Here is a 23,458-nt window from a genome sequence, read left to right as displayed (position 1 = left end):
CAAAATAGTTTGATATACCTACGCAACTCACTTAATTTTGCTTACAGCCCAAACCAAGTACTGCTTCACCACGTTTAAACCATATACCTCACTAACTTGATCTTTATTGTTCTTATATGGCCAGCCAATATAGCGGGTCGCCACCTTATCCCCATCCTTAATCGAAGCTAGTATGTTTTTGCTTTGGCTCTTTGAAAACCCACTTGCCTCTCCGGCTGTAACTACTTGCCCGTTATTAACACGTATAGATATATTGCTACCCGGATATTTATCACCCATTAAGTCAACCAAGAACCCGTCGCTCTTCGAGTAAAACACCAACAGATCTCCTCTGTTTGCACGGCAAGTTACGCGGTCATTCATGGCATCCTTATTGCATGATATTGACCAATTCATCCCATCAAATCGGAGATACGACAAATCATTTTCAGCATCTCCAGCTATTCTTCCACTGCCATCTGAGTGATAAAACAGATACTTAGCTCCATCCTTTTCCCCTTCTTCTTTGATTGACAATCTCTTGCCACCGCCCAAGGCATCCTCTTCCGACCGAGTCTTCTTGGAGGAATCAGAAAAACTGTGCTCCTCCGAGATTAGGTCGCTCGCATAAGTAGATGACGTAATAAAAGAAAATGCCGCGACAGCCACGCAAGCAGATAGCGCTTTAAAGCCTTTCATCCTATTCCCCAGTGCAAAAGAATAGGAAATAGTAACAACCCATACGTATAAAGCGCCACCCATGCCCAAACTACGTGCCTCGCGCTGCAGCCCCCTGTTGAGCTGCCGATACACCAGGTGGCACAAACCCCATCTGAAACGCCAGCTGCTTGGTCGCGAACTCCAGCCGGAAGTAATACAGCGCTCTGGAGATATTCAGTCGTTCCAATTTCTCCTTGATAGCCCCTGGCCGGACATAATGCATGGACAGAATTGCTCGATATTCCGGGTGTATAGCATTTACCTCCACGTCCAAGCGCTCTACTTCTTTATCGGACACAAACTCTGATGGGTCCATGTGAGTACCGCCATCCACCCGCATGACCATGAAAGCCGCTTTTTTCGGATAGCCCAATACACTCCGATTCTCACCACGCTTCCAGCGGCCCCACTCACCCAGCAAGATTTCAATCTGCGATTTCATACATTCCCCACTTCAATCTTCAGATACCCGCGCTTAGCTGGGTCCAATCCATCATCAACAATCAGCGGTCGAAACCGTTTGTCATCCACCCCAAGGGCTTTGGCGATGCCGTCAATTTGCGGCTTGATGCAGGCCAGCAGGTTGTCCAGGTCGCGCCCTCTGCGGTCTGGTGACATGAAAGTCACTTTCACTGGGATGCGGTCCCCGCCGATAAAGCGCCGCCGACCAAGCTCTACGACTGCCGTCACACGCCCGTCGCGCCTGGCCTGCTCCTTGGCTGACTGGACGCCGCCCCAGTGTCGACCGTTCTTGCGATTAGGCATCAGCCGCATATCCGGCCAAGGCAGCAATAGAGCCAAACCCGTTACTTCACTCATTCCGCTTCTCCTACTGCTCGCTGAGCCATCCAAATCACTGTCGGTGACCGCCCTGCCGGGTTAGCGAGAATCTTCTTTGCCCAAGCCTTGTGATCTCGCTGCGGATCCACCACCGTCCATCCATCCAACTTTTGCATTGCCTTCTCTGCTGCTTCCCGCTTCTGCGGACTCATCCACGCCCCCGGTAGCTATCCCAGGCAAACGTCACAGCCCGACCGTCTCCCTCGCGTAATCGGTCAAAGACACGTTGGCCCAGGCAGTCCTTGATGCCAGCCATGTCCAGATTGCTGATCACGATGGTGGGCCGCATGCTCTCGTACCGGCCATTCAGGATTTCGAACAGATACAAGCGCTCGGTATCGCTGCTGAACTGCACACCGACCTCGTCCAGAATCAGCAGGTCAGGCTCAACCAGGCGGGCAATGGCCTGAGACTCGGTCAGCTCACGGCGCCCGTAGGTTTCCTTGATGCTGCGTACCGCCCCCATGACCGAAGTAAACAGTGCCGAATAGCCCTGTTGCATCACCTCATGAGCAATGCCCACGGCCAGGTGAGTCTTGCCCGCCCCCACGTTGCCGATGAAAATCAGGCTGCGTCCAGAACCCATGGCCTGCTGGAACGTGTCCGCGTACTGCTGGGCAACCTGCAAAGCCTTGGCCGCTTCCGGACAAGTGGGCAGATAGTTGCTCAGGCGACGATTGGCAAAGCGAGGTGGGATGGCGGCACGGGACAGAATCGAATGCGATATCGTCTTCGCCCGATCTGCCGCCACACCTGCCTGAATGCGTCGGATCTCGTCCTCGATCATGGCCTTTGGGTCCTTGCCAGCCGCAAGAGCGTTCATCGTGGAGCTCTCCAGCGCGGACAACATCCCGCCAAGGTTAGAAACGGCCATCATCGCCAATGCCCTCCCCGTAGTTTTTCTGATCAAACCCTGTGTGCTGGGGTGAGCCGGGCTTTCCGCCCCCTTGGCTGCTGTCCATTGGCACACCATCCTCCCAACGACGTTGGTTCAGGTACGTCAACGGCGCAGGCTCAAAGCCATCCTTCCACTGCGTCGTCTTGCACATTGCTCTGACGTGGCCTACCACCGTGTCGGCATCAGCATCGAGCTTGTGGGCCTTCCACTTCTCCAGGCACTTCGATTTCGCTACTCGGCGAGCAGTGTTCGGGTAGGCATCCCAGAACTCCTGGAATCGGCACCCGGACGAAATATCTTCTGTAATCTCTGCAGTAGTCTCTGTAGTAGTCTTCTCTATTAACGAACTGCGCTTTACGTCATCCCCCGATTGCGGAATGTGTTGTCCCCCAATTGCGTTTTCGTCGTTCGGGAAATGCGCTTTCGGTAGTTCGCCAATTTCAGAATCAGAGTCCTTAGAAAGGGTCTCAATCCAGGCGTTAAAAGCCTCACGGTCCAGCTTGTAGTAGATGCGGTGGTGTAGGCGTTCTGGGGTCTCCACCAGCAGACCGAGATCCCGCAGCTTCTTGCGTGCGGTCGTCTGCTCGCGGTAGGACAGCCCAGTCTCTTCCTCCCACTGCTTGGATTCTTTGTGGACGCCACGCTCGTCTGTGGATCGTTCATCCCAGTACATCAGCTGACCAAGAAAGATGGCCGTAGCAACGCCGCCTACATGGCGTGCCAGTGAAGCGTGATAAGCGATTGGCCTGCCAATAGCCCTGATAGTGTCTAGCGGCTTCATGCCAGTTGCCTCCTTAAATACGCCCCCACGAACGTCTCTACGTCGCGGTCGGCTTGCTCAGGCCATTGGCCCAAGCGTTTCAATTCATCGCGTGTGTTCTGCAGCCAAGTAAGCTGCAATCCCACGGCTGTACCTTTGTCGTAGATGCCGCCTTGGTCATGGAGTCCATGGCAACCCCGACGCAGGAAGCCATCAGCGCAGAGCGGAAAAACCAAAGCGTCTGAGACCTTTAGGCCCAAGCCTTTACCGAACTCAACCCCATTCATGTGCGCTGCTTGTGAGCGCTTCTCTAGGCCACAATTGGCGCAGGGTAATGCCGCTACATTCTTTAAATGCTGCTCAGAGCGGAATACGGCTGGCGGTTTGGGCTGGTGCTTGAAAAGAGTTCCTGCCATCTTGGCTACGACTAGAGGCATGCTCAGGCCCTTCTTCTGTTTGGGCTTGGCTTTGAATGCACTGCGCTTGAGTGCCTGGCGACGCTGCAACTGGGTGCGCTGTGGCCATTCTGTTTTCTTCATCGCAGCTGATCCTTGAGTGAGGTCGGCAGCGTGAAGAACAGGCCCATGCCGTCAAGGGTGCGCACGAAGTGCTGTGGGTTCACCATCGCCAGGCTATCCGTGCCGAACTCTGCGTAGAGACGGTCTTTGATCTGCTGTTGGCGTTCATGTGGCTCTTGGTCGAAAGCGACTTTCAGGATTTTGCATACCTGGGGGTTGTTGAACCAGCCCAGCTTGTACAGATCGGTGTAGTAAGTACCGTAAGGTGCTTTGGTCATACTGAGACCTCCTTGCGGTGCCAGCGGGTCACGTTGCGGATGATGCGAAAGCACAGGCGGATCAGATCCAAGGCTTTGGCCACCACACGCTCCCGCTCCTCATGAGTCACACGACCGTCGGCTGTGGTGCCGGTGATGGCGCTACACATTTCGCCAAGCTCAGCGGCTGCTTTGAGCGCCTTCTCGTTCAGAGCACCGGCCTCGTTCTCGAATCCCCCTACCGGCTCAGGTGGTAGATCAACTACATGCAGGCCTCCCTGCTGAGCAGCAGCGATGAGCCAGTCCCGTGCGCTTTCCCGGCAGTCGGCCAGCTCATCGAGCCACTCGGTCAGCAAGAAGGCCATGTCAATGTCCAGTTGCTCACCACCGGTCAGTTTCCGGCGCAGTGACTCGGGATGAATCGACAGGCCGCGCCGGTCAGAGAGAAACAAGGCAGCCGCGCCAACGCCGCCTGGGGCCTGACGGACGGCACTGTAGAGCGCGTCTCGCCAGTTCAAGGAAGAAAAACGTCTTGTCATTGGGCTGAACTCCTGTGTATTTCAGCGTTTCGCCCTCCCCTCACAATCGCTACAGTAAAAGTGTGAAAAGTACGTAGTGATAAATCAGGGACGGAAACTACAAATGGAAAAAATCGGTCGTGAAACTGAAAATGCAGGGATGGATAAAAAAGAACTCCCCCGCTTTGAAATCATTGATGGAGCTACTGAGCTGGCCTATCAGGCCTTCAACTGCCCTACCGATGACCACATCACCGGCATATACGACCGGCTTGTTTGGAATGAACTGCATGGTCTGGGTGAACTCGGGGCCGTTACCGTTCATTGAGGTGGTCAATCCCGATCAGCTATGCTTAGAAATGCAAGTAACTAAATTTTTCTGAAAAGGATTGACCGTGACTTCTACTGATCAGCAATTAAGAATCAATAGCGACTTGGTAAATACCGCACTCTCCTTAAATTCGACGGTCGGATCGCATAGCGTGCAGATCACAGCCTTGGAGATACTTCTTTCCGCCTTGCTAGATGAGGCGGCAACTGACCCTCAACGAGCGGAACGATTGAGGACGCTCATAAACCAAAAAGTACGAAGCCATGCCCGGTTCAGAGCCGGAGTAAGTGATGCCGACGAAGTGTCTGGCGAGCTGACTCAGCAGCTAAAGCGGCTTTTGCCGAAATCTCTGCATCCCGAGCCTCTTGATCTGTGAACCCTGCAGCCTGGGCTAGACGATCACCCTGGAGCTTGATGGCCGGTTGAATTAGCCACAACACCAGGCGGGCGTACAGGCGTTTAAGCATGTGCGCCCCCTTTCGTAATGCAGTCAGGGGGACCGATGGGGATACGGTCATCGGGTTTGGGGTCGGGGGTGTTGGGCATGTGGGGTTCCTTGGTCTGCTGCTCAGCAAACTCAGCGATTAAGTCTTTAGCTTTCAGACGACTATCCGCTTTCAAAAGGCGGTCCAGCACAAGCAGGGACGGGCGCTTACCTCTCCAACCTGTGGCGATCTGCCATAGATAGCCATGCCCAACGTCAGCTCGTTCCGCAAGAAGAGCACGCTCAGTTTTCGAAAGAGATTTGTAGAGTTCTGATAGCTTCATGCCCAAAGATTAGCGCAGCGCTATGTGCGATGTCAATAGCGCCGCGCTACGCCATTTGCTTAGCTCTGCGCTGTTTAATTAAGTTCTATGAAAACTGTTGAAGAAGTCCGCCGCATCAGACTAAAAATGCTCATCAAAGAGGTGGGCGGCACTGCTGCGGACTTAAATCGGGCTACCGGAAAGAATGATCGCGATTCAACCTATAGCCAAATCCTTAACCAGTCGCTAGGCAGCAAAACCGGAAAGCCAAAACAAATGGGCTCTCCATTGGCTAGAGCACTGGAGGAGGCTTGCGGGAAGCCCTTAGGATGGATGGACACAGATCCAGACCTCTCTAACGACGCATGGCCATTCCCTGCCATTCCTAAGAGTAAGCTTCTGACGTTGGAGCGCGCAGACGTGATTCGTCTCGAGTCTGCTATGCGCGTTGCTGCCAAAAACCTTGGACTGGAGATTGAGGATTGATAAGCAAAGATTTGACCCAGCCCAGGGAGGCTGTACGTAAGATGGATTGAGCAGGAAGAGACAAGGAGCCATTTGGCTCCTTATTTTTTAACCACGAAACACTTAGATTTAGCCTCACATGTGAAAACATGGAAGACAAGAGGCGGACAGAAGCGACAAATAAAGCTGACTAAAAAATAAAATCCATTAATAACTGACTGTAAATATCTCAAAACCCCTAGGAGAAGATCATGCACGCACGCGAAGTCATCAATCTATTCGGCGGCCAGTCTGCGCTAGCTCAACTCTTGGGAATAGCTCAAAGCACAGCAGCGTATTGGGCCAAGTCCGGGACCATTCCAGTGAAATGGCACCTTAAACTAATGGAATTAGCTCAGCAGTACGGCCTTGCGTTAAAGCCCGAGGATCTAATCAGCATTAACCCATTAAGTACTAGTATCTCAGAGCAACTGTTTTCAGATATTGGTCTGGCGAATCCATCTGTCAACAACCTGAAGCAATCAACCAACAACGAGCCCACCGAGAGAACAGAGCAGAGGACATCTCAATCTTTGCCCAAAGCGGTATATCCTGGGCTGCTTCCTATTGGAGACGTTGAATTAGAGTGCGCTGTGCTAGAGAATGAGACACGCGTGCTATCAGCAGCCTCGATCTTTAAGGCTTTTGGGAGGCCGCGAAAAGGGGCGAATTCCCGACTTGAGATAGATGGGACCAAAATCCCCCCTTTTATTGCCGCAAAAAACCTAGAACCTTTTATAAATCAAGAGGTTTTAGACCGGACCAAAGTAATTCGATACGTTGATGGAAGGCAGGAAAAAACCGGGTACTCAGCCGGGCTACTTCCAAAGATGTGTGAGGTTTATTTAGCAGCGCGACGTGCAGGGGATGACATCTTAACGGAACCACAGAAGAAACTTGCGATCCAGTCAGAAATACTCTTAAGCGCTTTAGCCGAAGTGGGTATAGACGCTCTGATTGACGAGGCTACAGGATTTCAGAAAGACCGTAAGCACGACGCTCTGCGTCTTCTGCTTTCCAAGTATCTGGCGGAAGGACTTCAAAAGTGGGTTCATACCTTTCCTGATTCGTTTTTCGCTGAACTGGACAGGCTGTACGGTAATCAACCTACCACATCTAGATCAAGGCCGCAGTACTACGGGAAATTTATCAACAAATACATCTACGAGCCTCTTGAGTACGGATTTTTGAAAAGTAAGTTGAACGAACTGAATATTACTTCGGACGGTAAGAGACGGGCGAGATTTCACCAATGGCTTAGCGTAGACGGTCGCAATATGCTAGTCCATCAAATTGGGCGGGTACAAGGAAAAATGGAAGACAGCCGAGATATAAAATACTTCGTAGGAAAAGCAGCTCATCAGAAGCAGATCTCAATTGCTCCATACCTATTTGAAGAAATGAACCATACAGACTGACGGTCCTAAATCCTACACCTAGAAGCTTTTTGCAAGACCATATCACCAGCCCCGCAAAGCGGGGCTTTTTGTTCGACGGTTGCTACTTGATTGTTTACCCAACTCCGTTTACTCCTACTCGGTGTGAGCTACATCGATACCCGCATCGACCAATCAATAAGTTACGCCGTAACGACCTAATTAAAACACATGTCTGGCCTCAAAAAACCACAACATATAGTGGTGTAAATAAACCCAAAACAAAAAAAACCAATAAAATCATGCACGTCTTTGTAACGCCTAGTACCTAAAGGCGACATCAAGAAGGACGCTAGTTCAAAGCAGTCATATAATGTATTGGCAGATAAAGAAAAAGCCACCTGAGTTTGCGCAAACTCAGGTGGCTATGAGATGTCTGCATTTCTTGCTAGCACCAAGAAAATGACATCCGTGTCGGTGAATATTGTCTGATTTTGTGGTGCTAGCGTCAACCAACCTTTACAAAAAGGTCTGTAATCATGCGAAAAAGAAACGGTAGTCACCACCCCATTATCAATAAAAATCAAATAGATACAAGCAAAAATGGGCCTAATAGTCACCACCCTTTGGTTGAGGCTGAAATTGATGGTGTGCACATGGGGGTCCTGGGTGACGGATCTCCGTTTATGGGCTTGCGTGGACTGGCCAGAATGTGCGGCATCGATCACTCTGGGCTGCTCCGCTTTGCCAATAACTGGGGAGATGAAGTTTCTAAGCCGCGCGGCAAAGTAATACTTCGACTCATCCTTGAACAAGGGCATCCCGGCGACTTTCTCTATACTCGTTTTGTCGGTAAGTATGGGGACACTCATGCGTTTCCCGACGCTGTGTGCATGGCTATCCTTGAATACTATGCTTTCGAGGCGGGAGCCCACAGTACCGATGATGCAAAACACAACTATCGCATCTTAGCCAGAAAATCATTCCGCGACTTCATCTACCAAAGCTGTGGGTACGATCCAGCAAATGCAGTGCCTTCCTTGTGGCAGCCATTCCATGACCGTGCATCCCTGCTTCATAACACGGTGCCAGAAGGATATTTTGGCATTTTTCACGCTATTCATGATCTCTTCATAACGCTTGGCCAGAACGGGATCCATACTGATCAGAGTTTTGTTCCTGATATCAGTGTGGGTATGGCGTGGTCAAAGCACTGGCTATCCATTTCTGGGGATGAGCTTTACGGCGCGCGCATCAAGTACGATCATGACTACCCCTCTTGTTATGCGCAAGCAAAATCAAACCCACAAGAACCATGGGCTTATCCTGAAATGGCGCTTGGAGCTTTCAAAAAATGGTTTAGAGAGGATTACATAAGGGGTGGCAAGTTGACCGGGTACCTTTCTCTGCAGGTTAAGAAGAAAGACCTACCAGCCCCTTTTGCCAATGCTGCCTTAACGGCGCTCGGACTGTCGGCTAACGCACCCCAAATAGAACAACGCAAACGTATTGCCTAAACTCAAGACTACATACTGAGCCCCTCCTGAGCTGCACCTCAAAAGCTGGACATTGAACCGACCTTTGGGGTGTTTTTCATGACGAAATACGATAGTCAGTTCACACGGGGCTTTTTTGTTGGTCGACACTTATTCAGGTAGGTAGATCAACTTTAGTCGGCGTAAATTTCTCAGGAGCAGCATTGCTGGCGGGTGCCGGGTGCCAGCCTTTCTGGCGCATGCACGCCATCGTTATCTCATTTCTCCTTAGCGCCATGTCCAGCGACGAACCAAACGCGCTCCTATAAGAGTTGTCGAACCCGCCAGCATATTTCAACGCTTCGTACTCGCATGCTGACTTATCTGCCTCAAAGTCCCAGACATTGGCGCCAGGTTTATACAAAACCTGCTTGGCACATCCAGCCAGGCCGATGGCCAGCACCACTCCCACGGTCATCCGACTAAGTCTGCTCATCTGTCCCTCTCGCCCCCAAAAATACAAAAAGTAATACCATCTTATCCTTCAATCACGTGCTGGCCACTACTCATCCAGCGCAGCCATTTCGGCCAGTTGGATTGCCTTTGAGGGAGCAGTCATCTGCAGGCTTTCGCGATATTGCTCAGCCGGAGCCTCATGCAATACCTCAATGGCTGAATCGTAATTTCTGCGAATAACATCCTCAATCTCTTTGATATCAGCCCGGAAAAACTCTTTTCTCCCGTTGATCTTATTCAATCGACCAGAGGAAAAATGCTCATGCAGCTTAGCTTCAAGGGCCGGGGCATTGTCCGAGAAAACCATTGCATGGACGTCAAACCAAAACGGCACGGAAGCATCGCCTAGCTCAGAAATGCGTTCCATCGGCTCTAACCGCCGCGTCATCCCAATCTTATAAACGCCCTCCCCAAAAGCGCCGATATTGGAAATGACATAAACATATCCAGCCTTGGCATTCTTTTCCCGGTAATCGATTGCCTTCTCTTCTGAGTCGATTGCTTCGCTCTGTGCCTGTATTTCGTTGATCCTAGCAAGGATGCCTTCGCGGTCTTGACCCTCCGGCGTTTGCTCAAGTCGGGTCTGTAGGGAAGACAAAGCCGCAGCGAAATGTTTGCGCTCTTTGTTAATCTTCTCTCTCGCTGCGCGAATTTCTTGTTCGAGCTTTTGCTGTTCCCTTAAGTCTTCCCTTGCCTTCTTGGCATCCTCCTTCTCTTCTTGCTTTTTTAATTGAAACTCATGCGCCAAATGGAGCTCATCGAGCTTAAGAGATAAGTACTCTCTAGATAGGGATACATTGGCAACCATACCTAGCTTATTGCATGTTTCAAAGGATTTTTGAATCCGGGCCTCAGAACGCTCGACATTGTTAAATTTAACGTGATCGACGCATTGATCGCATTCATTATTAAAAGACCGGATTAAAAGCTTCTTGATGTCATTGACCAGTTTCTTACCTTCCGACTTTTTCCCGTTTACCACCCAGTCAGTGCTACCTGTTGCCGCCGCATTTTCCTTGATCAGAGCCTTCTGTTGCTCGCGAATAGCATCCAGCCGTATCTTGTATTCAGAGCTATTAACAAAGTCATATTTTGGAATATAAAGAGCGAATGACTCCAGCGAGACAATTTCCTCATGAACAAGAATTTCTTTCCTTACATTCTTCAGACGTTCCTGAGAATAGCGAAAAGCTTCTTCGGCGCTCACGACACCGGTTTGAAATTCTTCCAACGACTTTTTCTCTGCTGCCACCAAGTTTCTGACAGCCTCAACATCCGGCACTCCACAATCTTTCGCTAGGCTTTCGAGATCAGTGTATTTGCTCATGAGCGTAGAGTACTCATCCTGACAAGCCTTCAATTCTTTATTCAATTTCTCGGCCTCAGACTTGTAGCCAGGGCCCTTCAGATAATCCATCAGGGACATGCCCCCTCCTCGCGATCAATCAATTAAGTCTGTGTGAGCACACCGAAGCGACTTCGTAACAGTAAATATCTGAATCGTACCAGTTTAGGCTGACGCAGAGCTTAGCGCCCCCTCATACAGTAGCCACCAATCCGCTACGTCTTGACCAAAAATACTGTATAGATATACAGTTAAATTATCCCATGCCCAGTAATGCCCGCGTCACCCTGACGCCAACTCTCCCATGCCACTGCTCAATGCAGGGCTCAATGGAGTGCGACATGCTTGGAGAATTAGATGAAGAAGCGGAAGTACAAGGCCAAGAAACAGAACACTGGAAATGCTAAAAATCGCAATCCCCAAATAGATCAACAACGGGCTGAACACCTGGAAACATACAACCCCAAAACCTTAACCCCTCAGATTGACTTTGATCTAGAACGAAAAGCAGTCCAAGAGATTTTGGATGCAGTGGTTCGGCTGCAAACATATTTATCCCTTAGAGAGAGGTGCGGCTGATCCAGCACTGGCACCGTTAAGGCTCACCCACCCGCGAAAGCGGGTTTATTTTTCTCATAATGATTAGCGCCCCGCTATTGACATTAAGAGTAGCGCGGCGCTAATATTTATCCATCGATCTTTAACAACCCACCTGCCGATGTTGCTCACCCCGCCTTGTGGAGGTGTTCGTCCGGCTCAATAGCACCCACAAGCATGGTTGTGGCTCTGCGCGGTATCTCTGCCGTCTCCAGTCCGTCAAAGCACGGTTTACGGAGAAAGAGGGTGAGGCGTAGACGGCCAAAAACGGAAACGGTCATGCCGGTTGGAATCCCGGCCTGGGCCCCTTTAGTGGGGCCGCATCTGAAACCGTCCTACTCAGGGCGGTTTTTCATGCGAACAAAGAAGTGAAAGTGACTTATAAGGAGAGCAGCAAATGGCCTATGTGCGCCTGAATGTCAATGTCGACATCAATATGTCTGAGCTTGAAGCCAGCGGGATGGCAGGCTTTATAGCAATTTGAATTTTCATAGAGTACTCTGCGTGCTAGACAAGCCTGTCTCATATTTTCTATTTTTTTAATAACGTATGCAGATTCAGCGCCAAAACTTTGCTCGCATTGGAACTCTCACAAGTGTCTTTGCTGATACTTGCGAACGAGGCTACGACCAATTCATCGAATTAAACAGAAAAATAAAATTACTAGAGCCGTCCGACTACGATCCTGAATATGTTGAAACCGAACGTTTGAGAGATATCGCAGGGTTGCAGACTATCGTTTTTTCCGGGATGTGCTTTGAGTCAGCCATTTACGAGTACGCAGCCGACCATCTTGGGGATGCTTACGTCAAAGATCACTTGGATAAGCTCGATGTCCTCTCAAAGTGGGTAATTGTTATGCGACTTGTCGCTGGATACGAATTCCAGAAGGAGCTAGCTCCGTACTCTGCGCTGAAAGGACTTGTTTTAGCTAGAAATAGACTTGTGCATAGTAAGTCTGAGCCTTTTAACTTCGAAAACCCTCAACATCAGATAAATAAACTTGCAGCTGAAGGTCAAAGGTTATTTCAGTCGGTTCACAACGCCTATCGTGCCATTCCACTGGTTTCACTGGAACTTGAATCTACCTTTGGCCCCTCAAGCAATCCTCTCCCGTCGTTTAATCCTGAGGTTTCTCCTCTACTTGAAATTCCTAAGAACCTTCAAAAAACGATCGCGGACTGCCGATCGATTATCTCAAAGGCGAAGAAAGGCTAAAAATATCATCCACAGTAGCTGCTGTTTCGCAGCTGGTCAAAAACACAGGCCCCTACGATAGCAGTCCTCCGTGGACGTACTAGTGACGTCGACACAACCTAACCTTCCGACCCTGCCCTCACTACTTGAGCGCGGGGTCTCTTTTTACCCATTCGCTTCAGGAGGCGCTATGACCGCGTTCGCAAATCTGTTTATGTGGGCTGGCGTGCTTTCCATCGCACTGCTGGCTGACAAGTTCTGGGTGCGCTCTGTGCGCCCTCCCCTGGCTGCTCACTTTGGGTGGGAGGCCCTTCCTGCTGGAAGCGAGACCCCGGCCAGTTGGTGCCTGGGGATGCCTGCTGCGTTCTTTGTTATCGCAGTGATCCTGAAATTCATCGCCCCCGCAGCGGGCTTCTAAATATGGCTTCAGTCAACAAAGTAATTCTCGTCGGTAACCTTGGGCGAGATCCCAAAAATTAGTCACTACTTATAAGTCGCATTAAAACTATTCATAGCATCTGTCACGCTGCCTCTAATTCTCTTTAGGTCAACACTTTTCGTAGTAGCCAGAAGTGGAGCATTACCTTTCTCGCGCAAAATCTCGAGAACTCTACGAATAACCCAACGGGCATCCATCTCCAAAATAGTAGCAAATAAGATTCTTTCCGAATTACCTAAGTCATACAGTGGAACTGAATTAATTGCCCGCAAACTAGCGTTGATGCTCTCTTCTGCGTACCTGTACCAATTGGTGCGTAAGCTATCAACACTCTCCGCTGTCTCTACGGTTGATATCACAGCGACCGTCTGTGCTGACAAAGTTCTAATAACTTCTCTGTATCCAGTTTCAATCCGCTTCCTCTCAGCTAAGTCCCGGTCTAATTGGAGCCGCTCCGCAGACCTCATGCTTTCCCGGCCAATAAAAACGGCAACAACTATTGCTCCAACTGAGCCCAATGCCTGCACCCAAGCCGCCCACTCTTTCGACTGAAAAATCGGATAAAAAGAAGCTAGTAATGCCGAGCCAATCAGCACCCCAAACCCCACCCCTACCACCAGCGCGATCAATGTACGCGCTTCACAATCCTCTTTCTTCATTTCCCTACCCACTCCACGCGATGATTTATCCGCGTGAGCATAGCCCATCCTGAAAGGAATATACCCATGTGGTTTAAAAACCTGCGTATCTATCGCCTGGACACCCGTTTTGGGGTTTCAGCCCAAGCGCTGGCAGAAATGTTGGCCAAGCATCAATTCGCGCCATGCGGCAGCCAAGAGCCTCTCAGCCTGGGCTGGGTACCGCCGCGTGAAGGTGGTGAGCTGGTGCATGAAGTGAATGGACAGTATCTGATCTGCATGCGTGCTGAAAAGAAACTGCTGCCGAGCGCTGTGGTTAACCAGGCAGCACGCGAGAAGGCCCGCGAAATCGAAGAGCAGCAAGGCTACAAGCCAGGCCGCAAGCAGATGAAGGAAATCAAAGAGCAGATCATCATTGATTTGATGCCCCGCTCTCATGCTGTGCAGCGCGACACTCTAGTGTGGATCGACACACGAAACCATTGGTTTGTGATTGATACCGCTGCCGTGGCTAAGAGTAATGAGGTGCTCGGCCTGTTCGCTAAGAGCGTAGACCCCTTCCCTGTCCTGCCGCTGTATACGGAGCAGTCACCGGCTCGGGCAATGACCTCCTGGCTGGTGGATGAAGAGCAACTAGCCAACTTCACCGTGGACCAGGACACCGAGCTACGCTCCACCGGAGACAGCGGTGCTGCCGTGCGTTACGTAAAGCAAAGCGCCGATATTGACGAAGTACGCAAGCACGTTGAAGCCGGCAAACAATGCACTCGTTTGGCCATGACCTGGGCTGATCGCATCAGCTTTGTGCTGACCGACGCGCTGGACGTCAAACGCGTGGCCCCGCTTGACATCCTGACTGAAAAACAAGACGTGACAGCCGTCAACGATGATGAAATCTTTGATGCCGACATGACCTTGATGACCGCCGAACTCGCAAACCTGATTGCCGATTTAGTGGGCGTGCTGGGCGGCGAACAAAGCCAAAACCCTCTCACTGCTAGTCTAGGGTAAAGGCCCCAGACAACTCAGCGCTGCCATCATAGTTACGAGCAAAATCAGCCTGCCGTTTAGATATATCGAGAATAATGGCGTGGGCCTTTCCTAGGACGATTTGTATGTCTTTAACATCTGACGCTGTCTTCGCCACACCAGCCCTCTCTACCGCCTGGTCAATACAATTTGCTTGATGTCGGAGATTAATAACAAATAACCCGAGAAAGATGTTGGGATATATGGATAAGTCAATGCCCTTCAATACCTCTTTGCCTAGATCAAATCTCTTGCTGTATTTGTGGACTGCAGCTTGAAGCTGAGAGACCGTTTCAATCTCAGCTTCACAGGTCTCACGGCAAAATGAAGCGAGCCCGGTGGTACCAAGCTCAATCAATCGTTGAAGAGCGAGCAGTCTCTGAAGCCGCTCTCTTTTTAGCTCGCTCTCTTTGTGATTTTTCTCACTGGCATCCCTCTCTGCGTTAAGGGCTGACTGTTTTGAGAATACCCAAATGGCACCTACTATCGCACCAATAGATCCAAATGCTTGAATCCAGGAGGCCCATTCGCCACTCGAATCAGGCCAGTTAAAAACAAAAGCCGTCAGACCAACTGCAACGCCCACTTTGCCCCAACACGGCCAGTCCCCCATATTCATATGATTCTCCTCAAATGATTTGTCTCATCCATTCCCACAAGGATCATAGCCGAACCTATGTGGCTAAAACATAGGATGCCTCCCCTATGAAGCATCACGATTACAGCAACACCCCATAACCCCGCTTGATTTACTCAACCGGGGTTTTTTCTTTTCTAGGATCAACCCATGACCCACAACGTCGTCTCAGTCTCGGGCGGAAAGGACAGCACTGCCCTACTGCTGCTGGCCATCGTTCAGGAAGCACCCAACCTGCAGGCCGTCTTTGCTGACACTGGGCATGAACATCAGCAGACCTATGACTATGTGCATTACCTAGCCCAGGCCACTGGTGTGCCGATCCGCTGGGTGAAAGCGGACTTCTCTGAGCAGATCGCCAGAAAGCGTCTTTATGTGGATACGAAGTGGCGTGAGCAGGGAGTGCCGGACTCGATTGTTGAGCAGGCCCTGGCAGTGCTGCATCCCACTGGCATCCCATTTCTGGACCTCTGCCTGTGGAAGGGCCGCTTCCCATCAACTAGAGCGAGATTCTGCTCAATAGAACTGAAACGCAACCCGCTTATCGAACAAGTCATGATGCCGCTAATGGACAAGGACCAGTTGGTACTTTCTTGGCAAGGCGTTCGAGCTGACGAAAGCCTGGCCCGACGCTGCCTGCCTGAGTGCGACGAGGTAGGAGGCGGTCTTTTCAACTACCGGCCAATTTTGCGCTGGAATGTCTCAGACGTTTTTAATGCGCATCGCGTCATGGGCATTGAGCCCAACCCTCTTTATCTTCAAGGCATGGGTCGCGTCGGCTGTATGCCCTGCATCCATGCCCGCAAAGATGAGCTACTTGAAATTTCTAAGCGCTTCCCCGAAGAGGTGGAGCGCGTTTCAGAATGGGAGCGCTTGGTAAGCAAGGCCAGTAAAAGAGGGCCTAGCACACTGTTCGAGGCCGACACTATCCCAGGCAATTCATGCGAAATGATCAGCATCAATCACGACACTCACGGCATCCAGTCGGTTATCCAGTGGGCGATGACAAGCCGTGGAGGCCGCCAGTTCGACCTTACGCGAATCTTTGCAGACGCCTCCAGCTGCTCGTCTATCTATGGATTATGCGAATGAACCAACAGCACTCCAACAAGCCCCTGCCCCGCCTTCGACACATCGAACCAGGGCAATTTTTTACCCTTCGCCATGACCCGGAAGTGCGCGTGCTCCTGCACAAGACACGCACTCACGGTCATTTCAATAACGGATATGCATCCCTGTGCCATGAGCTTGATTACAGCTGTGTGGTCTGGGGTGAGAACGGATGGGAAGCAAAGCCATGGCTCTAACCAAAGGACGCATCAACCGCACGGGCATTATCAAATTTCACGACGCAAAGCTGATGGTTTGGGAAGAAGGCATTGTAGAAGCAAGAAATGCCGGCGGCTGGGCTGGAGCCGCCGCTTGGGAGCGTCAATTCAAGCGTGACGTGTTCGCCCGCATCGTGCAGACACTCAACCGGATCGGATGGAGCGTGATGCCTTGGAACAATGCCGACGAATATAAGGACATCGCACTCAGCCATCGCAGTTGTTCCAAAGGTGATTTACAGGCAGAGCTTTCGGTCTCTGGGCGCTGCATAGAGCTTGAAATGTGGCAAGACATTCAGAATGGCGAGAACCCAAACGGTGGGAAGTACGACTTCGACAAAGAGGGCCGCATGACTTACCTGCAGCGCCTTGAAATGGAGCGTACGCGAAGCCGCATCCGGGACTATCTGTGCAACGTATTCACCGGCTATACCTTTGAGCCACCCAAGTTAAACAGTCCAAACCCTGACCCTTTGGCCTACTTCAATAGCACCTGGAATGGCGAATACGAAAAACATCGTGGCGTAGACCGATTCGAGCGTGGTGCTGACGGCTGGCCATCGGATAAAGCACTGTCATCGTGGTCCCGCACAGACCTGGATGGCTTGAAACTCAATCATGGCGACACCCGCTGGCTGCGGGACAGTAAGGGCCGATTACTCCGTGGACGAGTATACGGAGGCATCAACGATATGTGGATCTTCGTATACGGCCCAGGGCAGCGTGACTTCACTTACAGCCACTCAAGAAGCTTCTTTACCTACACCCCTTCGCTGCCAAGGAAGCACGTGGAGCCTTGTGTGCGGGAGAAGAAGCTCAAAGCCGAACTTCAAACAGCCATCGCTCACATGGCATTTGAGCGCGCAGCTGTCTTACGCGACATTCTGAAAATAGATGCCCAGGAGGCACTGGCATGAACACCCACCCACACAACCAGGCGCGGTCTACCCCGCAAGAAGCGTTCAACCTCGCCCGCGCAGCACAGGTATACGGCACACGCGCCTTCATTCCTGTTACGTCCAGAGCCGCCCCCAATCCTAATTACCCCCAACTGAGGGAGAAGAAGCGATGAGCACAGAACCACTTTTCTGGTATCGCCCGCGTACTGACGGCGGATACGAAGGTCCACTACACAATGGCCAGATCGAAGATGTACGCAAAGCATCCGGCGCTTGGGTGCCACTTTTCGCTGGTGCTGCCCCTGTGAGCGCGGAGCCGGTGGCGGTGCCGGATGGCTGGAAGCTGGTTCCGGTTGGGCCTACCGCGGGAATGCTGCAAGCACTTTCTGGGGAGTGGCATTCGTCTCGGCAGCAAGAAGCGCGAGCACGTTATGCAGACATGCTCACCGCCGCCCCCGTTGCCGCCCAGCCAGACGTCACACAGCAAACGCTCGATGATGTGAGGGCAGGTATCCCAGCAAGGGATGCAGAAATAGAAGCGCTGCGTAAGGAGATTGAGGCTCTGCAGGCCGCCCCGGTGAAGCCCTACTCCCTCGACCTGGACCCAGCAGGGATACGTGCTTTGACCGCAGATGCAATCTCAGGCGCGCTCGCACTTGGCTTCCAAGGCGTGAGCCCGCCTCCTAACAACGAGCACTGGCTTGCGCCATTTTGGGAGATCGGTCGTGAAAGTGCGGTCCAGGCACAGCAACCTGTAAGCGGTGCTGATAGGTTGCCGGTCAAAGGTGATCCGTGGAGTGGGTGGGCATGTCAGCACCCCGGCAAACTGCCCCGCCTCTATGGTGACAAGGCTATTGCTGAGCTGAACCACCACCCGGAGGAAGGTGATCGACTATTCCAGCTCGCAGAGTGCACCCAGCAGGACGCCGACAAGGTGGATGCGGCCCTGGCTGAAATGGTTCACGCCATGTTCCGAAGCGGAAACAGTGTGCCAGTCACACGCATCACGATTGACCGGAAGCAGTATGACGCCGCCATCGACGCAGCCCGTAAGGAGCCAGGCCAGTGACCGTCACCCTCTTCGGCATTGAGTTCAATTACCTAGTGATGCTGAGCAAGTTTCTTGACGGCTTTCTGCCAGGCCTTGGATTCACGATGGGCGTGGCTCTCGTCTATTTTCTGGCGCTCTGGCTCTCAAGGAAACCCAAGCCAATCCGGCGCAAAGTACATGTGAAGTTAATACGAAAGGAGGTAAGACATGGCCGGTAAGCTCGATGACAACGTGGTGCTTGCGATTTTGAGAGAGCATACGCGCCAGTTCAATGAATCTCATCAAATACTGACAACGCTGGCGATGCAGGCCAAGCAAGAGCAGGACCAGTGCCAAGCATTGCGGGAAGTCTTGGACAAAATTACAACATTCGTCGCCTGCGATGCGTCCGCTATCTCGTACCTGAGTCTGGGTGAGTACCGAACCGCCCTACTCAAGATGCTGCGCCAGGCGCCGGCCATAACCACGGAGAAAGAATGAAATACAGCTGCGAAAAACACAGTGAAGCCCAGGCGCATCGTGGTCGCACCTGCGTGGCTTGTGAAATCGATGAGCTGCAGCGCCAGATCACCGGCGCTCAAATGCTCAGCACGCGCATGTGGAACTGGATGAACAACCCTGAGAATACGAAGGTTCGCACCACGGACCTGGATACAGAGCAGTTCCGCCAGCGGTTCCTGCAGGAGTTTCGGCAGGCCCGCTAATGCAAGATCGAATTTTGGAAGTCCTGGCCAGAACGGCCAAAGATTGGAATCTACCCGCCCCCGTGGCGGGTTTTTGATGGGAGGAAGAATGGATAGCAAGCGAGCGCTGACCCTTCAGCAGGCAGCAGACCAGCTTGGGCTGTCGTACCACACCGTATTTATGAAGCGCCATGCCATCGCCTTTCGCCTTCCAGGGTCGAGGGTTTGGCGGGTTTGGCCAGAAACACTTGCAGCACTCGGACAGCCGCGCAACAATCTGATCCGATTATCGCTGCGACATGGACAGGAGAAACAATGTCTATTCGCAAACACAAACAGTCCGGCTTCTGGTGGGTTGACCTCACAGCACCAGGTGGCCAAAGAGTTAGGCGCTCTACTGGGACAACCGATAAAGCAGCCGCGCAGGAATTCCACGACCGGCTAAAAGCCGATCTCTGGCGTCAGCACCACTTTGGTGAGCAAGCACGGCGCAGCTTTGAAGAGGCCTGCGTGCAATTTCTGAATGCTAGCCAGGGCCAAAAGGATTACCGGACCAAGGTGCGGCATGTGAAGTACTGGCTAACAGTCTTTGGTGGCCGCTCCATCTGCTCTTTAACAACTGACGACATAATGAATGGCCTGCCGACTCACAGGACGTATGAAAGCGGGCCAGCGGCAAAGCTAACCCCGGCGACTCAGAACCGCTATCTGGCGAGCATGACGCGGATCTTGTCTCTTGCTGCAGACGCTGGATGGATCGATCGCAAGCCCAAGCTACAGATGGCAAGAGAAGCAGCCGTACGCGTTCGCTGGCTTACCCAGGCAAAGGCCGATCAATTCCTAAACGCTATCCGTTTGGATTGGGTGCGAGACTCCTGCGAGTTTGCGTTGGCAACGGGCTGCCGCGCTGCCGAAATATTCTCACTAACCTGGGACAAGGTGGATCTGGATAGGAGTCTGGCCTGGGTCACGAATGACTTGGCCAAGTCGGGCCGTGCACGAGCGGTCCCATTGAACGAGCATGCCGTGGAGGTGGTTCAGCGCAGGATAGGCACCCATGCCAGTCTGGTGTTCTCTCGGGTATGGGCTGGATCGCAAATTGAACAGATCGACCGCAGAGCATTTACTGCGGCAATGAAGGAGGTTGGGCTACGGGACTTCCGCTTTCACGATCTGCGTCACACCTGGGCGAGCTGGCATGTTCAGAACGGCACCCCACTCTTTGTATTGAAAGAGCTGGGTGGCTGGGAGACTTTGGACATGGTGAAGAAGTATGCCCACTTGGACGCAGGCCATCTGGCACAGTACGCCAATCACGTCACGTTTAGGTCACAGCAAACAGCAGGCAAGAAAAAAGCCGCCTAAAAAGGCGGCTTTAAAACCTTGATAAACAAGGATAATTCTGGTGGCGCATCCCTGATTCGAACAGGGGACCTGCGGATTATGATTCCGTCGCTCTAACCTGCTGAGCTAATGCGCCGAAGAAGAAATTATAGCAAGGTTTCTTCTTTTGGCAAGCACTTATCTCGAACTTTTTTCATCTTTTTGATGATTTTCTCCTATGGAAACGCTAAGCCCTTGTATTTATTAGGCTTAGCCATTTCCAGATGCCCTTACCCAAACCGGGCACATGCTACAAAAAGTAAGCACTCAAGCCATCCCCCCTTCTCTCCCCCTTGCGCGCTATCAATCCTGTTTGTCATTCTCTGTTGCTACACTGCCTGCTCGGCGCTAGATCCGTCTTCATTTAATGACTCGTCCGTGATCCGGACTTTCCACAGGAATTTTGTTTATGGCCAGTACGCTTGCTATTGTTGTCTCGCTTTTGCTGCTGATGTTTTTTGCTTATCGGGGGGTGACGGTTCTGTTGCTGGCTCCCTTGATGGCCGCCTTGGCTGTGCTGCTCTCGGGGGACTCCGGGTTTTTGTTGCCCATCTACACCTCCACCTTCATGAGCGCGCTTAGCGGCTATGTACTTCAGTTCTTGCCCATCTTCCTGTTAGGTGCCTTGTTTGGTCAGTTGATGGCAGACTCCGGAGCGGCTCAGGCAATTGCTCAATGGATTACACACAAACTGGGGCATCGCCATGCGATTGCCACCATTGTGTTGGTATGCGGCGTACTGACTTATGGGGGGGTGTCCTTGTTTGTGGTGGCCTTTGCCATCTACCCGATTGCCAAGGATCTGTTTCGTGCGGCAGGTATTCCCAAGCGTTTAATCCCGGCTTCGATTGCCTTGGGTTCCTTCACCTTCACCATGACTGCTCTGCCTGGCACGCCTGCCATTCAGAACGCGATTCCTATTCCTTACTACGGCACCAACGTGTTTGCGGCCCCTGGCCTGGGGATTATTGGTGCTTTGATCATGGCTTTGGGTGGTTTGTGGTGGCTACAGTCGCGAGCACGCAAAGCCATTGCCCAAGGTGAAGACTATGGCGATCACGGACAGGATCATTTTGATGCTAGCGCCGAAGACAGCACGCATACTCAGAAGCCCATGCCCATTTTCCTGGCTATCCTGCCTTTGATTCTGGTGATTGGCATCAACGCCTTGTTTACCTATCGCATTTTTCCCGGCACGAACTTTACATTCATGGCCGAGCGTTTCCCTCAAGTTGATCCTGCCAAGATTACGGGTCTGTGGGCGCTGATTATCGCCTTGATTACGGCAAGTCTGGTGCTGATCATCAGTCGTCTGGGTCACTGGAAAAGCCTGCGCGAGAGCATCAACAAAGGCGTGTTTGGTTTTATGCTGCCCTTGTTCAATACAGCCTCTGAAGTTGGTTACGGTGCCGTCATTGCCAGCCTGGCAGGTTTTGCGATTATTCGAGACTTTGTGTTGAACGTGGCCCCCGGCAATCCGCTGATTTCGGAAGCGGTCGCCATGACGACGCTGGCCGGGATTACAGGTTCGTCCTCGGGTGGTTTGAGCATTGCCTTGCAGACGCTGGGTTCAGATTATCTGGCGATGGCTCAACAAGCCGGCATCAGCCCGGAGCTACTGCACCGTGTGGCGGTGATGGCTGCCGGTGGTCTGGATACGCTCCCCCATTGCGGCGCGATTATTACCTTGCTGTCCATCTGCAAGCTCAATCACCGCCAGTCCTATGGCAATATCGCCATGGTGACCATGGTGACGCCTTTGATTGCGCTGATTGCAGTCATCACACTGGGGACGATTTTTGGCAGCTTCTAAGCAGGTTTAAAAAAACAGACTCTCTATAAAGCAGCGATGTGCGGATTTCCGCCTAGCTGCTTTTTTTATGGGCCCTATCTTTTTTTCGCGAAAATCCGTAACGCTTTGCCATCCGGCAACCACCCTCAGCGTGCTAGGATTCAGAAATAGGTTCCCGAGTCATCAAGATCAATAATCAGGAGCACACCATGAACTACACCTACACCCTTAATGAGTTAGGCACTGAAGCCATTCGTCAGTTTGTTCTGGATCGTGGCCAGCCTGATCTGAACCTGCAGGCTTATATGGCCGCCGCCGAGGTCGAAGCTGACAATTTCAATGCAGGCGGCAGCCAGCGCGGCCAGATAGAGATCGACTCCAACTGCAGCAAGGACGGTTTGACCCACACGTTGCTACTGGAAAAACACTGGTTTGCGACCCAGCCTGTTCCTGAAACTCCCAGCGAGGACAGCTTCTTCTAATAGAAGCTGGTTTGTCTGTAAGTGCATCATCAATAGACAGACACAAGCCCAGCTATCTCCCCCTCTCTATAGACATTGGCCCAGACACGCCCAAACGGCTGTCTGGGCCTGAAACTATCTGAAAGGCCGACACGACTCTATAGAGAAACTGGCCTATTGCCTTAGACGCTGATGCATTCGAGTGCCGGAGCACGATTAGAGGAAAAGCTTCCTGCAATCAGCGTGCCCGCCATGAAGGTTTTAGCTCCACAACAACAACAACAACAACAACAACAACAACAACAACAACAACAACAACAACAACAACAACAACAACAACAACAACAACAACAACAACAACAACAACAACAACAACAACAACTACAACTACTACTACTACTACTACTACTACTACTACTACTACTACTACTACTACTACTACTACTACTACTACTACTACTACTACTACTACTACTACTACTACTACTACTACTACTACTACTAGGGCTCACAGTCCTCGATCAGGCATTGCACTGAAAC

The 23,458-nt window shown here is 51.6% G+C and carries 29 protein-coding genes and 1 tRNA gene; 17 read left to right on the top strand and 13 right to left on the bottom strand.

Features of this window, described 5'->3' with window-relative positions; all coding sequences use genetic code 11:
- Positions 1 to 27 precede the first annotated feature (27 nt).
- The 8 genes from CA948_RS02135 to CA948_RS02100 all read right to left on the bottom strand — a co-directional run bounded on the left by CA948_RS02135 (position 28) and on the right by CA948_RS02100 (position 4,511).
- Positions 28 to 678 carry a hypothetical protein gene (locus CA948_RS02135; protein ID WP_035267819.1) on the bottom strand — a complete coding sequence of 217 codons (651 nt, stop codon included), beginning with the start codon at positions 676 to 678 and terminating at the stop codon, positions 28 to 30.
- Between the two features lie 70 nt (positions 679 to 748).
- Positions 749 to 1,141 (bottom strand): DUF1492 domain-containing protein, encoded by a 393-nt coding sequence (locus CA948_RS02130; protein ID WP_108727188.1) that lies wholly within the window; start codon positions 1,139 to 1,141, stop codon positions 749 to 751.
- The gene (locus CA948_RS02125) at positions 1,138 to 1,518 is read right to left on the bottom strand and encodes a RusA family crossover junction endodeoxyribonuclease (protein WP_108727187.1); all 381 of its coding nucleotides are present in this window, start codon (positions 1,516 to 1,518) and stop codon (positions 1,138 to 1,140) included. Before CA948_RS02125 ends, CA948_RS02130 begins: the two co-directional genes overlap by 4 nt.
- 169 nt (positions 1,519 to 1,687) lie before the next feature.
- Positions 1,688 to 2,362, bottom strand: coding sequence for an ATP-binding protein (locus CA948_RS02120; RefSeq protein WP_238988632.1), 675 nt, complete (start codon positions 2,360 to 2,362; stop codon positions 1,688 to 1,690).
- Positions 2,363 to 2,399: 37 nt separating this feature from the next.
- The gene (locus CA948_RS02115) at positions 2,400 to 3,218 is read right to left on the bottom strand and encodes a hypothetical protein (protein ID WP_108727185.1); all 819 of its coding nucleotides are present in this window, start codon (positions 3,216 to 3,218) and stop codon (positions 2,400 to 2,402) included.
- Positions 3,215 to 3,736, bottom strand: coding sequence for a DUF968 domain-containing protein (locus tag CA948_RS02110; protein ID WP_108727184.1), 522 nt, complete (start codon positions 3,734 to 3,736; stop codon positions 3,215 to 3,217). The genes CA948_RS02115 and CA948_RS02110 overlap by 4 nt, the downstream gene beginning before the upstream one ends.
- Positions 3,733 to 3,993, bottom strand: coding sequence for a hypothetical protein (locus CA948_RS02105; protein WP_042481319.1), 261 nt, complete (start codon positions 3,991 to 3,993; stop codon positions 3,733 to 3,735). Before CA948_RS02105 ends, CA948_RS02110 begins: the two co-directional genes overlap by 4 nt.
- The gene (locus CA948_RS02100; protein WP_108727183.1) at positions 3,990 to 4,511 is read right to left on the bottom strand and encodes a phage regulatory CII family protein; all 522 of its coding nucleotides are present in this window, start codon (positions 4,509 to 4,511) and stop codon (positions 3,990 to 3,992) included. Before CA948_RS02100 ends, CA948_RS02105 begins: the two co-directional genes overlap by 4 nt.
- Positions 4,512 to 4,614: 103 nt before the next feature.
- Here CA948_RS02100 and CA948_RS02095 point away from each other — a divergent pair, with 103 nt between their 5' ends.
- From CA948_RS02095 to CA948_RS17545, 5 genes are all read left to right on the top strand, one after another.
- Positions 4,615 to 4,818 carry a hypothetical protein gene (locus CA948_RS02095; protein WP_108727182.1) on the top strand — a complete coding sequence of 68 codons (204 nt, stop codon included), beginning with the start codon at positions 4,615 to 4,617 and terminating at the stop codon, positions 4,816 to 4,818.
- Between the two features lie 67 nt (positions 4,819 to 4,885).
- Entirely contained in the window at positions 4,886 to 5,197 is a 312-nt protein-coding gene (locus CA948_RS17550; protein WP_159086098.1) for a hypothetical protein, read from the top strand.
- A 479-nt stretch (positions 5,198 to 5,676) separates the two neighbouring features.
- Positions 5,677 to 6,054 carry a hypothetical protein gene (locus CA948_RS02080; protein WP_159086097.1) on the top strand — a complete coding sequence of 126 codons (378 nt, stop codon included), beginning with the start codon at positions 5,677 to 5,679 and terminating at the stop codon, positions 6,052 to 6,054.
- Between the two features lie 230 nt (positions 6,055 to 6,284).
- Positions 6,285 to 7,490: a P63C domain-containing protein gene (locus tag CA948_RS02075; RefSeq protein ID WP_009459005.1), complete on the top strand. Its 1,206-nt coding sequence runs from the start codon at positions 6,285 to 6,287 to the stop codon at positions 7,488 to 7,490.
- Positions 7,491 to 7,987: 497 nt separating this feature from the next.
- Entirely contained in the window at positions 7,988 to 8,965 is a 978-nt protein-coding gene (locus CA948_RS17545) for a BstA C-terminal domain-containing protein (protein ID WP_152978304.1), read from the top strand.
- A gap of 133 nt (positions 8,966 to 9,098) precedes the next feature.
- Here the strand turns inward: CA948_RS17545 and CA948_RS02060 are convergent, their stop codons facing one another.
- Positions 9,099 to 9,401, bottom strand: a complete 303-nt coding sequence (locus CA948_RS02060; RefSeq protein WP_108727178.1) for a hypothetical protein — start codon at positions 9,399 to 9,401, stop codon at positions 9,099 to 9,101.
- 84 nt (positions 9,402 to 9,485) lie between these two features.
- Positions 9,486 to 10,865 (bottom strand): SNIPE associated domain-containing protein, encoded by a 1,380-nt coding sequence (locus CA948_RS02055; protein WP_108727177.1) that lies wholly within the window; start codon positions 10,863 to 10,865, stop codon positions 9,486 to 9,488.
- Between the two features lie 1,065 nt (positions 10,866 to 11,930).
- Between CA948_RS02055 and CA948_RS02045 the strand changes: the two genes are divergently transcribed.
- Together CA948_RS02045 and CA948_RS02040 are read left to right on the top strand one after the other, a co-directional pair.
- Positions 11,931 to 12,599 (top strand): hypothetical protein, encoded by a 669-nt coding sequence (locus CA948_RS02045; protein WP_108727175.1) that lies wholly within the window; start codon positions 11,931 to 11,933, stop codon positions 12,597 to 12,599.
- Positions 12,600 to 12,768: 169 nt separating this feature from the next.
- A complete protein-coding gene (locus CA948_RS02040) occupies positions 12,769 to 12,996 on the top strand; it encodes a hypothetical protein (RefSeq protein WP_108727174.1) in 228 nt (75 codons plus the stop codon).
- Between the two features lie 65 nt (positions 12,997 to 13,061).
- Here the strand turns inward: CA948_RS02040 and CA948_RS02035 are convergent, their stop codons facing one another.
- Positions 13,062 to 13,676, bottom strand: a complete 615-nt coding sequence (locus CA948_RS02035; protein ID WP_159086096.1) for a hypothetical protein — start codon at positions 13,674 to 13,676, stop codon at positions 13,062 to 13,064.
- Between the two features lie 66 nt (positions 13,677 to 13,742).
- On the opposite strand from CA948_RS02035, the gene CA948_RS02030 reads away from it, so the two are divergent.
- Positions 13,743 to 14,666, top strand: coding sequence for a recombination-associated protein RdgC (locus tag CA948_RS02030; RefSeq protein WP_108727172.1), 924 nt, complete (start codon positions 13,743 to 13,745; stop codon positions 14,664 to 14,666).
- On the opposite strand, the gene CA948_RS02025 is transcribed toward CA948_RS02030, so the two are convergent.
- Complete coding sequence (locus CA948_RS02025) at positions 14,653 to 15,303, bottom strand: hypothetical protein (protein ID WP_108727171.1); 651 nt, start codon at positions 15,301 to 15,303, stop codon at positions 14,653 to 14,655. The two genes, CA948_RS02030 and CA948_RS02025, sit on opposite strands and share 14 nt — an antisense overlap.
- Before the next feature lie 168 nt (positions 15,304 to 15,471).
- On the opposite strand from CA948_RS02025, the gene CA948_RS02020 reads away from it, so the two are divergent.
- The 6 genes from CA948_RS02020 (at position 15,472) to CA948_RS01990 (ending at position 20,647) form a co-directional block, all read left to right on the top strand.
- The gene (locus CA948_RS02020; RefSeq protein ID WP_108727170.1) at positions 15,472 to 16,413 is read left to right on the top strand and encodes a phosphoadenosine phosphosulfate reductase domain-containing protein; all 942 of its coding nucleotides are present in this window, start codon (positions 15,472 to 15,474) and stop codon (positions 16,411 to 16,413) included.
- 205 nt (positions 16,414 to 16,618) lie between these two features.
- Positions 16,619 to 17,566, top strand: a complete 948-nt coding sequence (locus CA948_RS02015) for a UvrB/UvrC motif-containing protein (protein ID WP_159086095.1) — start codon at positions 16,619 to 16,621, stop codon at positions 17,564 to 17,566.
- A 151-nt stretch (positions 17,567 to 17,717) separates the two neighbouring features.
- Positions 17,718 to 18,617, top strand: coding sequence for a hypothetical protein (locus CA948_RS02010; RefSeq protein ID WP_108727168.1), 900 nt, complete (start codon positions 17,718 to 17,720; stop codon positions 18,615 to 18,617).
- A gap of 189 nt (positions 18,618 to 18,806) precedes the next feature.
- A complete protein-coding gene (locus CA948_RS02000) occupies positions 18,807 to 19,079 on the top strand; it encodes a hypothetical protein (protein ID WP_108727166.1) in 273 nt (90 codons plus the stop codon).
- Entirely contained in the window at positions 19,076 to 19,303 is a 228-nt protein-coding gene (locus CA948_RS01995) for a hypothetical protein (RefSeq protein WP_108727165.1), read from the top strand. Before CA948_RS02000 ends, CA948_RS01995 begins: the two co-directional genes overlap by 4 nt.
- Before the next feature lie 294 nt (positions 19,304 to 19,597).
- Positions 19,598 to 20,647 (top strand): tyrosine-type recombinase/integrase, encoded by a 1,050-nt coding sequence (locus CA948_RS01990; protein WP_108727164.1) that lies wholly within the window; start codon positions 19,598 to 19,600, stop codon positions 20,645 to 20,647.
- A 38-nt stretch (positions 20,648 to 20,685) separates the two neighbouring features.
- Here the strand turns inward: CA948_RS01990 and CA948_RS01985 are convergent.
- Positions 20,686 to 20,762: transfer RNA gene (locus CA948_RS01985), tRNA-Met, on the bottom strand.
- A 312-nt stretch (positions 20,763 to 21,074) separates the two neighbouring features.
- On the opposite strand from CA948_RS01985, the gene CA948_RS01980 reads away from it, so the two are divergent.
- From CA948_RS01980 to CA948_RS17670, 3 genes are all read left to right on the top strand, one after another.
- A complete protein-coding gene (locus CA948_RS01980; protein WP_108727163.1) occupies positions 21,075 to 22,478 on the top strand; it encodes a GntP family permease in 1,404 nt (467 codons plus the stop codon).
- Between the two features lie 188 nt (positions 22,479 to 22,666).
- A complete protein-coding gene (locus tag CA948_RS01975; RefSeq protein WP_094196159.1) occupies positions 22,667 to 22,939 on the top strand; it encodes a hypothetical protein in 273 nt (90 codons plus the stop codon).
- A gap of 231 nt (positions 22,940 to 23,170) precedes the next feature.
- Complete coding sequence (locus tag CA948_RS17670; RefSeq protein ID WP_203226737.1) at positions 23,171 to 23,455, top strand: DUF6548 family protein; 285 nt, start codon at positions 23,171 to 23,173, stop codon at positions 23,453 to 23,455.
- The last annotated feature ends 3 nt before the right edge of the window (positions 23,456 to 23,458 follow it).

Origin of the sequence: Alcaligenes aquatilis (assembly GCF_003076515.1) — a bacterium.
Lineage (GTDB): Bacteria > Pseudomonadota > Gammaproteobacteria > Burkholderiales > Burkholderiaceae_B > Alcaligenes > Alcaligenes aquatilis.
This window is presented reverse-complemented; position numbering and strand designations above follow the sequence as displayed.